Annotated in this window: 12 protein-coding genes; 4 read left to right on the top strand and 8 right to left on the bottom strand. The window is 71.5% G+C overall.

Annotation, left to right across the window (positions count from 1 at the left end; all coding sequences use genetic code 11):
- Window positions 1-52 precede the first annotated feature (52 nt).
- From AC0B9F_RS20290 to AC0B9F_RS20280, 3 genes are read right to left on the bottom strand one after another with little or no spacing between them, the layout of a single operon-like run.
- On the bottom strand, window positions 53-1231 hold the full coding sequence (locus AC0B9F_RS20290; protein ID WP_472004474.1) for a dipeptidase: 1179 nt from the start codon (window positions 1229-1231) through the stop codon (window positions 53-55).
- A gap of 4 nt (window positions 1232-1235) precedes the next feature.
- Complete coding sequence (purE, locus tag AC0B9F_RS20285) at window positions 1236-1733, bottom strand: 5-(carboxyamino)imidazole ribonucleotide mutase (RefSeq protein ID WP_472004589.1); 498 nt, start codon at window positions 1731-1733, stop codon at window positions 1236-1238.
- Between the two features lie 20 nt (window positions 1734-1753).
- Window positions 1754-2893, bottom strand: a complete 1140-nt coding sequence (locus AC0B9F_RS20280) for a 5-(carboxyamino)imidazole ribonucleotide synthase (protein ID WP_472004472.1) — start codon at window positions 2891-2893, stop codon at window positions 1754-1756.
- A gap of 174 nt (window positions 2894-3067) precedes the next feature.
- Here AC0B9F_RS20280 and AC0B9F_RS20275 point away from each other — a divergent pair, with 174 nt between their 5' ends.
- The gene (locus AC0B9F_RS20275) at window positions 3068-3565 is read left to right on the top strand and encodes a GtrA family protein (RefSeq protein ID WP_472004470.1); all 498 of its coding nucleotides are present in this window, start codon (window positions 3068-3070) and stop codon (window positions 3563-3565) included.
- Window positions 3566-3673: 108 nt separating this feature from the next.
- Here the strand turns inward: AC0B9F_RS20275 and AC0B9F_RS20270 are convergent, their stop codons facing one another.
- Window positions 3674-4951, bottom strand: a complete 1278-nt coding sequence (locus tag AC0B9F_RS20270) for an ATP-binding protein (protein ID WP_472004469.1) — start codon at window positions 4949-4951, stop codon at window positions 3674-3676.
- A 146-nt stretch (window positions 4952-5097) separates the two neighbouring features.
- Window positions 5098-5775 (bottom strand): response regulator transcription factor, encoded by a 678-nt coding sequence (locus tag AC0B9F_RS20265; RefSeq protein WP_020940464.1) that lies wholly within the window; start codon window positions 5773-5775, stop codon window positions 5098-5100.
- Between the two features lie 657 nt (window positions 5776-6432).
- Between AC0B9F_RS20265 and AC0B9F_RS20260 the strand changes: the two genes are divergently transcribed.
- Window positions 6433-7971 (top strand): peptide MFS transporter, encoded by a 1539-nt coding sequence (locus AC0B9F_RS20260; protein WP_472004467.1) that lies wholly within the window; start codon window positions 6433-6435, stop codon window positions 7969-7971.
- Between the two features lie 680 nt (window positions 7972-8651).
- Here the strand turns inward: AC0B9F_RS20260 and AC0B9F_RS20255 are convergent.
- Both AC0B9F_RS20255 and AC0B9F_RS20250 read right to left on the bottom strand, forming a co-directional pair.
- Window positions 8652-9134: an ATP-binding protein gene (locus AC0B9F_RS20255; RefSeq protein ID WP_472004465.1), complete on the bottom strand. Its 483-nt coding sequence runs from the start codon at window positions 9132-9134 to the stop codon at window positions 8652-8654.
- 217 nt (window positions 9135-9351) lie between these two features.
- The gene (locus AC0B9F_RS20250) at window positions 9352-9753 is read right to left on the bottom strand and encodes an STAS domain-containing protein (RefSeq protein ID WP_472004463.1); all 402 of its coding nucleotides are present in this window, start codon (window positions 9751-9753) and stop codon (window positions 9352-9354) included.
- 249 nt (window positions 9754-10002) lie between these two features.
- Between AC0B9F_RS20250 and AC0B9F_RS20245 the strand changes: the two genes are divergently transcribed.
- On the top strand, window positions 10003-10872 hold the full coding sequence (locus tag AC0B9F_RS20245) for an RNA polymerase sigma factor SigF (protein ID WP_472004460.1): 870 nt from the start codon (window positions 10003-10005) through the stop codon (window positions 10870-10872).
- Between the two features lie 132 nt (window positions 10873-11004).
- Entirely contained in the window at window positions 11005-12534 is a 1530-nt protein-coding gene (locus tag AC0B9F_RS20240) for a ricin-type beta-trefoil lectin domain protein (RefSeq protein ID WP_472004456.1), read from the top strand.
- Window positions 12535-12565: 31 nt separating this feature from the next.
- On the opposite strand, the gene hutI is transcribed toward AC0B9F_RS20240, so the two are convergent.
- Window positions 12566-13735, bottom strand: coding sequence for an imidazolonepropionase (gene hutI / locus AC0B9F_RS20235; protein WP_472004453.1), 1170 nt, complete (start codon window positions 13733-13735; stop codon window positions 12566-12568).
- Window position 13736: the final 1 nt, after the last annotated feature.

Below are 13736 nucleotides of genomic sequence, written 5' to 3'. Positions count from 1 at the left end.
GGAGCATGGTACTGCTCCGGTACGACTTTCCGGTACCGGACGAGGTTCGCGCTCAGCCGTCCAGCGCCTCGATCGTCGCGTGGGACGCGGGGCGCACCGTCTGCAGGTCGCGGGCCACGTCTTCCGCCGCGCCCAGCACCCGGACCGCGTTCTGCCAGGTCAGCTTGGCCAGGTCGGGCCTCGACCAGCCGCGGTCGAACAGTTCGGCGATGAGGTTCGGGTAGCCGGAGACGTCGTCGAGGCCCTCGGGGGTGAACGCCGTGCCGTCGTAGTCGCCGCCGATGCCGAGGTGGTCGACGCCGGCCACCTCGCGCATGTGGTCCAGGTGGTCGGCGACCGTGGCGACCGTGGCGACGGGGCGCGGGTTGCGCTCCTCGAACGCGCGATGGATCTTCATCGCCTCGGGCGAGGTGTCCAGGTGGTGCAGCCCGTGCGCGCGCATGTTCTCGTCCGCGGCCGCCGTCCAGTCCACGGCCGCCTGGAGGACGAACTTCGGCACGAACGTCACCATCGCCACGCCGCCGTTGGCGGGCAGGCGTTCGAGGACGTCGTCGGGGATGTTGCGCGGGTGGTCGCACACCGCCCGGGACGAGGAGTGCGAGAAGATCACCGGCGCCTGGCTCGCGTCGAGCGCGTCCCGCATGGTCGTCGCCGCCACGTGGGAGAGGTCGACGAGCATGCCGAGCCGGTTCATCTCGCGGACCACCTCGCGGCCGAACGCGGTCAGCCCGCCCGCCCTCGGCTCGTCGGTCGCGGAGTCCGCCCAGTCCACGTTGTCGTTGTGGGTGAGCGTCATGTACCGCACCCCGAGCGCGTACAGGCCGCGCAGGGTGCCGAGCGAGTTGGCGATGGAATGCCCGCCCTCCGCGCCCATCAGCGAGGCGATACGGCCCTCACCGCGCGCCGCCTCCAGGTCGGCCGCGCTCAGCGTCAGGCGCAGCTCGGCGGGGTGCCGGTCGACCAGCCGCCGTACGCAGTCGATCTGCTCCAGCGTGGCCGGCACCGCGTCCGGCAGGTCGGAGCGGACGTACACCGACCAGTACTGCGCGCCGACACCGCCCGCCCGCAGCCGGGGCAGGTCGGTGTGCAGGTGGGCGGACTGGTCGGCGGCGATGTCGCGGGCGCCGAGGTCGTAGCGGACCTGCTCGCGCAGGGCCCACGGCAGGTCGTTGTGGCCGTCGACGACCGGGAACTCGGCGAGGAGTTCCCGGGCTGCCTCCAGGGACGTCATCGCGTCACTTCCCGAAGCCGAAGCCGTTGCTTCCCTCGACCTTGGACCGCAGGCGCTTGCCCTTCTCGGTGGCCTGGTCGTTGAGGTCCTGCTGGAAGTCGCGCATGCGGCCCAGCAGGTCCTCGTCGTGCGCGGCGAGGATGCGGGCCGCGAGCAGACCGGCGTTGCGGGCACCGCCGACGGAGACCGTGGCGACCGGCACCCCGGCCGGCATCTGCACGATCGACAGCAGGGAGTCCATGCCGTCGAGGTACTTCAGCGGCACCGGCACACCGATGACCGGCAGCGGGGTGACCGAGGCGAGCATGCCCGGCAGGTGGGCGGCGCCGCCCGCACCGGCGATGATCACCTTCAGACCGCGGTCGGCGGCCTGCTCGCCGTACGCGACCATCTCGCGGGGCATGCGGTGCGCGGAGACGACGTCGACCTCGTAGGCGATCTCGAACTCGTCGAGGGCCTTCGCGGCGGCCTCCATGACGGGCCAGTCGCTGTCCGACCCCATGACGATGCCAACAACAGGGCTCATTCGGTGATGGTGCCTCTCAGGTAGCCGGCAGCGTGACGGGCGCGCTCCAGCACGTCGTCCAGGTCGTCGCCGTAGGTGTTGACGTGACCGACCTTGCGGCCGGGCTTCACGTCCTTGCCGTACATGTGGATCTTCAGCTGCGGGTCGCGGGCCATGCAGTGCAGGTACGCCGAGTACATGTCCGGGAAGTCGCCGCCGAGGACGTTGACCATCACCGTCCACGGGGCGCGCGGGCGCGGGTCGCCGAGGGGGAGGTCCAGGACGGCGCGGACATGGTTGGCGAACTGGCTCGTCACCGCGCCGTCCATGCTCCAGTGGCCCGAGTTGTGCGGGCGCATCGCCAGCTCGTTGACGAGGATGCGGCCGTCGCGGGTCTGGAACAGCTCGACGGCGAGGTGGCCGACGACGTCGAGTTCCTTGGCGATGGTCAGGGCCATCTCGGTGGCCTGGAGGGCGAGGCCCTGCTCCAGGTCGGGCGCCGGGGCTATGACCGTGTCGCACACGCCGTTCACCTGCTGCGACTCGACCACCGGGTAGGCGACGGCCTGGCCGTGCGGGGAACGCACGACGTTGGCGGCCAGCTCACGGACGTAGTCGACCTTCTCCTCGGCGAGGACCGGGACGCCCGCCTTGAAGGGCTCCTGCGCCTCCTCGGCGTTGTCGACGACCCACACACCCTTGCCGTCGTAGCCGCCGCGGACGGTCTTCAGGACGACCGGAAATCCGTCGCCCTCCGCCGCGAAGTCGGCCACGTCCTGCGGATCGCTGACGATCCTGTGCCGTGGGCACGGGATGCCGATCGCGTCGAGCCTGGCGCGCATCACCCCCTTGTCCTGAGCGTGCACGAGCGCGTCCGGCCCCGGGCGCACGGGGATGCCGTCCGCCTCCAGGGCCCGGAGGTGCTCGGTCGGAACGTGTTCGTGATCGAACGTGATCACATCGCACCCGCGCGCGAACTCGCGCAGCGTGTCGAGATCGCGATAGTCGCCGATGACGACATCGCTCACGACCTGCGCCGCGGAATCCTGAGGGGTGTCACTGAGAAGCTTGAACCTGATGCCCAACGGGATGCCCGCCTCGTGCGTCATACGCGCGAGCTGCCCCCCGCCGACCATGCCGACTACCGGGAACGTCACACCCCTAGGGTATCGGCCACTCGGAGGCGGCCGGATCCCGCGCCTCTCACCCGCTCCTCACCTGTGGGTCGGGCCTCACACCGGGCACCTCGGGTACTTGGCAGGCATCCACCGTTAGGGGTGGTTAGCATGGCTGGGTTGACGAAACCGTATCGGACGGGGGCCTGCTCGACCATGGGAAGCGGTACCTCGCCTCTGCAACGGCTCGTCCGCGAGATCGCCAAGTTCGGCGCCGTGGGCGCCGCGGGCGTGCTCGTGAACCTCGGCGTGTTCAACCTCGTCCGGCATACGACCGATCTGCAGGTCGTGCGGGCCAGCGTCATCGCGACGGCCGTGTCGATCGTCTTCAACTACGTCGGCTTCCGGTACTTCACCTACCGCGACGCCGACAAGAACGGGCGCACCCGGGAACTGACGCTGTTCCTGCTGTTCAGCCTGGTCGGCATGGTGATCGAGAACGGCGTGCTCTACGCGGCGACCTACGGATTCGGCTGGGACACCCCGCTGCAGAGCAACATCTTCAAGTTCCTCGGCATCGGCGTCGCGACCCTGTTCCGCTTCTGGTCCTACCGCAGCTGGGTCTTCCGCGCCCTGCCCGCCCCCGAGGCGGCCACCGACGCGGACGCCCTCCTGGAGCAGACCCACCCGCCGCGCCCCCGCCAGCGGGCCTGACCCCGCCCGGGGTCGTCAACGGTCGGCGGCGTACGGTCGGCGGGGTACGTCAACGGTCGGCCGGGTACGTCACCGGTCAGCGGCGTACGTCACCGGTCGGCGGGTACGTCAGCGGACCGTCGGCTCGTCGTCCGGGGCCGGCTTCTTGTGGGGCTGGCTGCGGGAGAGGAACAGGCCGAAGACCGGTGGGGACGCCTGCAGCATCTCCAGACGGCCGCCGTCGGCCTCCGCGAGATCGCGGGCGACGGCCAGGCCGATCCCGGTGGAGTTGCGGCCGCTGATCGTGCGCTCGAAGATGCGCGCGCCCAGCTCCGACGGGACGCCCGGACCCTCGTCCGTCACCTCGATCACCGCCTGGTTGCCGGTGACCCGTGTGCGCAGCGCGACCGTGCCGCCGCCGTGCATCAAAGAGTTCTCGATCAGCGCCGCCAGCACCTGCGCCACCGCACCCGGGGTGCCCACCGCCTGCAGATGCCGCTTGCCCGAGCTGACGATGGCCCGGCCGGCGCTGCGGTAGGCGGGGCGCCACTCGGCGACCTGCTGCTGGATGACCTCGTCCAGGTCGAAGGCGACGGCGGACCCGGTGCGCGGGTCGCGGGAGTTCGTCAGCAGCCGTTCGACCACGTCCGTCAGCCGCTCCACCTGGGTCAGCGCGACGTTCGCCTCCTCCTTCACCGTGTCCAGGTCGTCGGTGAGGGTGATCTCCTCCAGCCGCATCGACAGCGCGGTCAGCGGCGTACGCAGCTGGTGGGAGGCGTCCGCGGCCAGCCGCCGCTCGGCGGTGAGCATCCGGGCGATGCGTTCGGCGGAGGAGTCCAGCACATCGGCGACCCGGTCCAGCTCGGGCACGGAGTACCGCTTGTGCCGCGGGCGCGGGTCACCGGAGCCGAGCCGCTCGGCCGTTTCGGCGAGGTCGGTCAGCGGGGACGCCAGCCGGTTCGCCTGGCGGATCGCCAGCAGCACCGCCGCCACCACCGCGAGCAGCGCGACCAGGCCGATGATCAGCAGGGTGCGGCCGACCTCCCTCGTCACCGTGGAGCGCGGCTCCTCGACGACGACGGTCTCGCCTTCCTCGCCCTTTTGCTCCTTGGAGCGGATGACGTCACCCTCGGGCTTGGTGCCGATCTCGATCGGCGCCCGCCCGGGGATGCGGACCACGGCGTAGCGGTCCTGCATGCCCGGGCCGTGGAGGATCTGCGGGGTGACGTCCGCCGCGCTGAGCAGCCGGCTGTCCACCACGCTGGCCAGCCGCAGCGCCTCGGAGTCCACCCGCTCCTGCGCGGTGTTGCTGATCGTCCGCGTCTCGACGATCACGAGTGACACGCCGAAGACGGCGATCACGACGAGCACCACGGCGAGCGTGGACTGGATCAGTCGGCGGCGCATGTCCTCTTAACTCACCTGGTCATAGCGGTGCGGCGGGCGGCTGGGTCCGGGGCGGGCTGAGTCCGGTGCGGCTCGGCGCGTGCGACTGCGTCCTGTGCGGGTCAGCTCTGCTCGAAGCGGTGCGGGCTCTTCTCGAAGCGGTGCGGTCAGCTCTTCTCGAAGCGGAAGCCCACGCCGCGCACCGTCGCGATGTACCGCGGGTTCGCCGCGTCGTCGCCGAGCTTCTTGCGCAGCCAGGAGATGTGCATGTCGAGGGTCTTGGTCGACGACCACCAGGTGGTGTCCCAGACCTCGCGCATCAGCTGGTCACGCGTGACGACCCGGCCCGCGTCGCGCACCAGCACCCGCAGCAGGTCGAACTCCTTCGCCGTGAGCTGCAGCTCCTCGTCGCCCATCCACGCGCGGTGCGACTCGACGTCGATGCGCACGCCGTGCGTGGCGGGCGGCTGCTGCGGCTCCGCGGCGCCGCGCCGCAGCAGGGCGCGGACCCGGGCGAGCAGCTCGGCGAGGCGGAACGGCTTGGTGACGTAGTCGTCTGCGCCAGCGTCGAGGCCGACGACCGTGTCGACCTCGTCGGCGCGGGCGGTGAGGATCAGGATCGGCACGGTGTGCCCGTCGGCACGCAGTCTGCGCGCCACCTCCAGGCCGTCCATGCCGGGCAGTCCGAGGTCCAGCACGACCAGATCGACGCCGCCCTGCATTCCGGCGTCGAGCGCGGTGGGTCCGTCCTCGCGCACCTCGACCTCGTACCCTTCCCGGCGCAGGGCACGGGCCAGCGGCTCCGAGATGGACGCGTCGTCCTCGGCGAGCAGTACACGGGTCATGAGGTGATGGTAGTCCGCCCGGCGCAACGCCCGAGGTGAGATCGCCATGCGAAGCTCTTACCTTCGGACAACCCGGACACGGGCCGGCTGCGGGGGTCCGGGCGGGTTCGGGGTGCGGGGTTCGGGTGATTTCCGGGTGCGGGGTCCGGGTGGTTTCCGGGTGCGGGGTCCGGGTGGGTTCGGGTGTGGTTCCCGGCGGGTCGGACCCGGTGTCAGTGCCTGCGACCTGCGGATGCCATCCTGGTATCGACTGCCGAGACGGGGCTTGCGGTTCCTCGGTCGTCTGTGATCCGCGTCTCAAGTCCTTCCATACCGGGCGGTGTCCTGCCGTATGGTGAATCAACGCCTGTAGCACTGCGGGGACCTTTGGCGGCATTTGACGCTGAAGGTCTTCTTTGTGTGCGGGTCGGCTGCGGCCGGCCTTGAAAGGAATGACTTGTGGCCGGGCCTCGGGCGCGACAACGCGTGTCGAGGCGTGGATCCCGGTGGTCGCCGTCTCCGCTCCGTGATCCGGAGCGGGCTCCCCCTGGGCGTGGGGGTGGCGGGCCGACCGCGCCGGTGCCGGCCTGCCCCCACCGGGCGCGCAACTCCCCCACGTTCGGCTCCGCCGAGCAGCGGGGACCCCCAACCGCGCGTCCCGACCAGCAAGGAACGACCATGGCGTCCAGCCTGACGAAGGCCTCGGTCCAGCCGGGTACCCCCGGTTCCGGGAAGACCTTCTTCGGCCACCCCCGCGGACTGGCCACTCTCTTCATGACCGAGATGTGGGAGCGTTTCAGCTTCTACGGCATGAGGGCTCTGCTCGTCGTCTATCTGCTCTCCGGCGGCCCCGACGCCAAGAAGGGCAGCATGGGCGGTGGCCTGGGCATGGACCTGGCCACGACGACGGCGATCTACTCCGTCTACCTGTCGATGGTGTACCTGCTCGCCATGCCCGGCGGCTGGCTCGGCGACCGCGTCTGGGGCCCCCGCAAGACGGTGGCCATCGCGGCGGTCACCATCATGGCCGGTCACCTCGTGCTGGCGCTGCCCGGCGGCCAGGCGCCGTTCTTCGCGGGCCTCGCGCTGGTGGCCCTCGGCTCCGGTCTGCTGAAGGCCAACATCTCCACGATGGTCGGCCACCTCTACGACGGTCCGGACGACCCGCGCCGGGACGGTGGCTTCACGATCTTCTACATGGGCATCAACATGGGTGCCTTCTTCGCGCCGCTGATCATCGGCACGGTCGGCCAGGAAGTGAACTGGCACATCGGCTTCGGCCTCGCCGCCGTCGGCATGGCCATCGGCCTCGCCGCCTTCCTGCTCGGCACCCGCAACCTCAGCCCGGAGAGCAACGTCGTCCCCAAGCCGCTCGCGGCCGAGGAGCGCGCGACCTGGCTGCGCAAGGGCCTGATGTGGCTGGCCGTCGCCGCCGTCTTCTACGGCATCGTCGGCTTCACCGGTCACTTCACGCTGAACTGGGCGATGATCCCGCTCACCGTCATCGGTCTGATCATCCCGGCGGGTGTGCTGCTGCGCATCAAGCGGGACAAGGAGCTGTCGACGGTCGAGCAGTCGAAGATGACCGGGTACATCTGGTTCTTCGTCGCGGCCGCCGCGTTCTGGATGATCTACGACCAGGGTGGTTCCACGGTCCAGGCCTTCGGTGAGACCAAGGCGGCGGACTCGCTGTTCGGCTTCAGCTTCCCGTCCTCCTGGTACCAGTCGCTGAACCCGGTGTTCATCATGGCGCTGGCGCCGGTCATCGCCTGGTTCTGGCTGTGGCTGAACCGGAAGGACAAGGAGCCCAGCACGGTCGCGAAGTTCGCGGCGGGGCTGTTCTTCATCGGTGTGTCGTTCTTCTTCTTCCTGCTGCCGCTGGGCATGGCGTCCGACGGCACCAAGGTCACGCCGATGTGGCTGGTCGGGATCTACCTGATCCAGACCGTGGGTGAGCTGTGCATCTCGCCGGTCGGCCTGTCGGTCACGACGAAGATGGCGCCGGCGAAGTACGCCAGCCAGATGATGGGCGTGTGGTTCCTCGCGGTCACCGCGGGCGACTCGATCACGTCGCTGCTGTCCAACCCGGCGGTGGCGGGTGTGGACCTGAGTGGCACGGGTGCGGTGCTCGGCGAGGCGGTTCTCGCTGCGCTGGCCGGGGTCGCGGTGTACATGTACCGGCGCAAGGTGAAGGCGCTGATGGGGGACGTTCGCTGACGTCTTCGTCTGCCGAGGGCCGTCGCATCCTGCGGCGGCCTTCGGCGTTTGTTGTTCGTCTGCGGGTTTCGTCTGCGGGTTTCGTCTGCGGGTTTCGTTGTGGCTGGTCGCGCAGTTCCCCGCGCCCCCTTGGTGCCTGCGGCGGCCCGTTGCGGTCTCGTCGTGGCGTGCGTCGCGCCTGCCGTTCGTTGTGAGTCGGGGCCGGGGTGGGGGGTGTCCGTCCTCGGTCCGGCCGCCCGTTCCCGACGAGCATGCCGTTGCCCGGTGCCGGCCGCTGCGGGCGGACACCCCCCACCCCGTCCCCTTCCCGCCGTCAGCGGGTGCGGGCCGTCGTCGCTTCCGCCCGTGGGTGCGCACCGCCGCGCGTGCGTTGCGGGGGGCGGGCCGTCGTGCCTTCCCCCGCGGGTGCGGGCCGCCACGCGTGCGTGCGCAGCCGCGGGCGCCGTTCTGCGTAGCTAGCTGTCGGCGGGCCGCTCGTCCGCTTGAGCCGCGGGCATGCGTGCCTTCCCCAAGCTCTTTGAGCAGGGGGGACTCAGCGCGGGTGGTGCCCCGTCAGCGCCCGGCTGCGTGGCTCAGCCCCGGCCGGGCACAGCGCCGGGTGCCAGGAAACGCCGGGCGCGCAGCCCGCGGCGACGCCCGGCGGGCAGCCGACGGTGGGGGAAGGGCAGGTCGGCGGAGCCCTACGCTGGGGCGCCCAGTTCTGCCCAGACTCGTTTGCCGGAGATTCCCGGGAGGCGGACGACGCCCCAGTCGAGGCACAGGCGCTGGACGATGAACATGCCGTGGCCGCCCGGGCGGCCGGCGCGGTGGGGGGTGCGGGGGGCCGGCTGGCCCGTCCCCCGGTCGGCCACCTCGATGCGGATCACCTTGTTGTCGCAGGTGAGTTCCATCCGGTCCGGCCCCTCGGCGTGCAGGCACGCGTTCGTGACCAGTTCGGACACGACGAGCAGCACGTCCTCGGCCGCGGCCCGCTGGTCCGCGGACGCGGCCGGCAGCCACCCCCACGCGTACAGCGCCTGGCGGGCGAAATCACGGGCGAGCGGGACGACGCCGCTTTGGTCGTCGAAGCTCAGCGTGCGGACCTGACGGCCCGCCGACGCCCCGGAAGCGCCGCTGGGCTCCGGGCCGCGGTCGCCCGGCGAACAAGGCCGGGTGGTGCTCATCAGCGCTTCACCTCACCGATTCACCAGTTCAGGATTCAAGACTTCGGTTCACGACTCACTACGTGGCTCGGCGGGGGATGGTTCCGCCGAGCGGTCGACAGGTTCAGGATGTCTCCTGCCCGAGCCGGCGGACGGAACACCCCCCGGTTCGGCGCGGCGGGTGTGGCGTACACGTACCCCGGGTCGCGGCCCGGACGGCACCGCGCGGGAGGGTCGGTCAGTCGGCGGCGCCCGGCGGCGCGGAGCCGCTGCCACCGGCCAGCGCGTCCTCGACCGAGTCGTGCACGGTGAAGACCGCTTCCGCTCCTGTGATCTCGAACACACGGGCCACCACCGGCTGCATTCCCGCCAGATGTACTCCGCCCCCGGCGGCCTCCGCCTTCAGGCGGGCGCCGAGGAGCACGTTGAGGCCCGTGGAGTCACAGAACTCCAGGCGCGAGCAGTCGACGACCAGCCTGCTGAAGCCCTTCCCGAGGCAGTCCTCAAGGGGCTCGCGCAGCAGTTCGGCGGTGTGGTGGTCCAGTTCACCCGCCGCCGTCACGACGGCACTGGAGCCCTCTTCCCGCACCTCCACCAGAAGCCGGCCCGACTGTGCGCTGCCGACCGTCCCGCGGTCCATGCCGTGTTACTCCCGAGGTCGTGGCTGCTGACTGACGACCTCGAACATTACGCCTTCTCCACGGGACCCGACACCCGAACAACCGCACACAAACGGACATACCCCAACGAAACGCACTTGCGATCGTTCCTCAGGACCGGGTAGGCCTAGTGGGAACACGCAACCGACACGGCCGGCTTTGGAGGCGCCGCACACCGCAGTGCACGTACTGGCTTCGGCAGCCATATGCCGAGAACGATGGAGGACCACATGTCACCCCGGCTCGACGCCTCGCATACCCGGACGACGACGTCGACACCCCCTCCGGAGGACATTCTTTCCGCACTCCCGGAGATCCCCCCTTACGACGAGGTGGGTCCCGTCGACGCGCGGGCCCTGTCCAAGACCCTCTTCGAGCGGCTGGAGTCCCTCGAAGAAGGCACGCACGAATACTCGTACGTACGCAACACTCTCGTCGAGCTGAACCTCGCGCTCGTCAAGTTCGCCGCCTCCCGCTTCCGCTCCCGCAGTGAGCCGATGGAGGACATCATCCAGGTCGGCACCATCGGCCTGATCAAGGCGATCGACCGCTTCGAGATGTCCCGGGGCGTGGAGTTCCCGACTTTCGCGATGCCAACCATCATCGGGGAGATCAAGCGCTTCTTCCGTGACACGTCCTGGTCCGTGCGCGTTCCGCGGCGGCTCCAGGAACTGCGCCTCGACCTGGCCAAGGCCGGTGACGAGCTGGCCCAGAAGCTGGACCGCGCCCCGACGGTCGCGGAGCTGGCCGAGCGCCTCGGCCTGTCCAACGACGAGGTCGTCGAGGGCATGGCCGCGTCCAACGCGTACACCGCCTCCTCGCTGGACGCCCAGCCGGAGGACGACGACGCCGAGGGCTCGCTCTCGGACCGCATCGGCTACGAGGACCACGGGCTCGAGGGCATCGAGTACATCGAGTCGCTGAAGCCGCTGATCGCCGAGCTCGCGCCGCGGGACCGGCAGATCCTCTCCCTGCGGTTCGTCGCCGGCCTGACCCAGTCGGAGATCGGCGAGGAACTCGGCATCTCCCAGATGCACGTCTCGCGTCTGCTGTCGCGGACGCTGGTTCGGCTGCGCAAGGGCCTCACCGTCGAGGAGTGACAGGACCTTCCACGGCGTTCACAGGGGTTACCCGGGGAAACTTCTTCTCCCCGGGTCCCCTGCGCCCTCTCCATGCACTACGGTCGCCCCCTACCGGACGGTAGGTCGCGAACGTGCGCGAGGAGGCGGCGGATGGCTCGGGCCGGGGCGGAGTGGTACGCGGACGCGTCCGACGCACGTCTGACGGAGCTGCTGCGCACCGGGACGGCGACCGCCTACCCCGCCCTGCGGGAGCTGCGCCACCGCCATCTGGCCCGTGTCCTGGACTACGCACGCCTGTGCGCGGCCGGTGACGCGGCGGCCCGGCAGCTGGCGGCGGAGGCGTTCGCGCACGCGGCCCGTGAGACCGCGCGCGGCATCGACCCCGCCGTACCGTGGCGGCACCACCTGCTGCTGCTCACCGTCCGGCTCGCCGGCGCCTGGTCCGCGGACGAACGCGCGGGCGGCCTCGACCCCTCTTTCCTGCTCGTCGTGAGCAGTTCCGGCCCGCACGGGCCCGCCCCCGCGATGCTCCCCGCCTTCCGCTCCCTGCCCCCGCGCGCCCAGGGGCTGATCTGGTACGGCGTCCTGGAGCGGGAGACGGCCGAGCGCACCGCCGCGCTCGTCGGCGTCAGCCCCGCCGACGTCGTCCACGGCACCGCCCCCGCGCTGAAGAACCTGGCCCAGGCCTGTCTGCGGCAGCGCCTGGCCGCCTCGCCCGACCCGGACTGCGGTGACTTCCGCCGTCTGATCGAGGAGTCCGTACGGCCCGACGGCCCCCGCGGCAGCGCCGATCTGCGGGCCCACATGGCGTACTGCGCCTCCTGTACGGCCGCCCGCGAGGAGCTGATCGCGCTGCGCGAGGCGCCCGGTGCGGCGCTGGCCGAGGGACTGCTGCCGTGGAGCGGCACGGCGTACGTGCGGCAGGAGGCCGCCGGCTCCGAGCCGCTTCTCCTGCCCGAGACGCCGGCCTGGCGGCCCGCCCGCCGGGTCGCGCTCGCCTCGGCCGCGCTCGGTGTCGCCCTGGTGCCGCTGCTGGTGCTGTTGCTGACCCCCGCCGAGCAGCCCGCCCAGGACCGGGCGAGCGCGGTCACCACGCCGACGGTCGTCCCGCCGGTGACGGTGACGGCCACGGCGACCGTCTCGGCGTCTCCGTCGCCGTCCCCGTCCCGCGCGTCGGCATCGGCCTCGCCGTCGCCTTCTTCCCCGTCGCCCTCGCCGTCGTATGCGCGCACGGCCTCACCGAAGCCCGTGCCGCGGCCGCCCGCGCCACGGCCGCCGGGTGGCGCCTACGCGCAGGTGGTGAACGCGGCGACGGGCCTGTGCCTGGACGTGCGCGACGGCGCCTTCGAGGAGGGCAACGACGTCGTCACCGCGGTGTGCGGCTCCTCCCCCACCCAGCGCTGGCGCTACGACGCCGAGCGCAGCGCGCTGCAGTCGTACGCCGATCCCGGCTTCTGCCTGGACAGCCGCGGGGACGTGGACCGCGGGGCCGGGATCTGGGAGTGCGATGCGCTGTACGGGCGCAACGGGGACAACCTTCGGTTCGTGGTGGACGGCGACGGCGCGATCCGCCCGGTGATCGACCTCGGCAGGGCGCTCACCCCGGACCGGGGCGACGGGCTGTCCCTCGAACCGCTCGGCGGGGGCGCCGGGCAGCGGTGGCGGGCCGGGGCGCGCTGACGCCGCCCGGCCCGTGTCTGCGGTGGCCCGCTCAGGCCACGCGCGTGCCGCGGCGCCAGACCTCCGTGACCAGCGGGACGCCCGGCCGGTAGGCCAGGTGGACGTGGCTGGGGGCGTCGAGGACGGCCAGGTCGGCGTAGGCGCCGGGGGTGAGACGTCCGATGTCGTCGCGGCGCAGGGCGGCGGCGCCGCCCGCGGTGGCCGACCAGACCGCCTCGTCGGGGGTCATGCCCATGTCCCGGACGGCGAGCGCGACGCAGAACGGCACCGAGGAGGTGAAGGAGGAGCCCGGGTTGCAGTCCGTGGACAGGGCGACCGTGGCGCCGGCGTCGAGCAGGCGGCGGGCGTCGGGCCACTCGGCGCGGGTGGAGAACTCGGCGCCGGGCAGCAGGGTGGCGACGGTGGAGCTGCTGGCGAGCGCGTCGACGTCGGCGTCGGTGAGGTGGGTGCAGTGGTCGGCGCTGGCCGCGTCGAGTTCGACGGCGAGCTGGACGCCGGGGCCGTGGGAGAGCTGGTTGGCGTGGATGCGCGGGAGCAGGCCCCTGGCCTTGCCGGCGGTGAGGATCGCGCGGGCCTGCTCGCCGTCGAAGGCGCCCTTCTCGCAGAAGACGTCGATCCAGCGGGCGTGCGGCGCGCAGGCGTCCAGCATCGCGCCGGTGACCAGGTCGACGTAGGCGGCCGGGTCGTCGGCGTAGTCCGGGGAGACGATGTGCGCGCCGAGGTAGGTGACCTCGTCGGTGTGGCGTGCGGCGATGCGCAGGGCGCGGGCCTCGTCCTCGACGGTCAGGCCGTAGCCGGACTTGGTCTCGAAGGTCGTGGTGCCCTGGCGCAGGGCCTCGGCGAGGTAACGGGTGAGGTTGGCCTCGAGTTCCGCGTCGCTCGCGGCGCGGGTGGCGGCGACCGTGGTGCGGATGCCGCCGGCGCTGTAGGAGCGGCCGGACATACGGGCGTTGAACTCCTGGGTGCGGTCGCCCGCGAAGACCAGGTGGGAGTGGGAGTCGACGAAGCCCGGGATCACCGCCCGGCCGCCGGCGTCGACCCGGTTGTCAGTGGCGGGTGCTTTGCTTGATGTACCGATCCAGGCGACGCGGTCGCCGTCGACGACGACGGCCGCGTCCTGGATCAGTCCGAGGGGGGAGCCGTCACCGAGGGAGGGGTCGTTGGTGACCAGCGCGGCGATGTTGGTGATGACGGTGCTCATG

This window comes from Streptomyces sp. NPDC097129, assembly GCF_055668065.1.
Note: the sequence above shows the minus strand (reverse complement) of the source record. Positions and strands in the feature narration are given on the sequence as shown.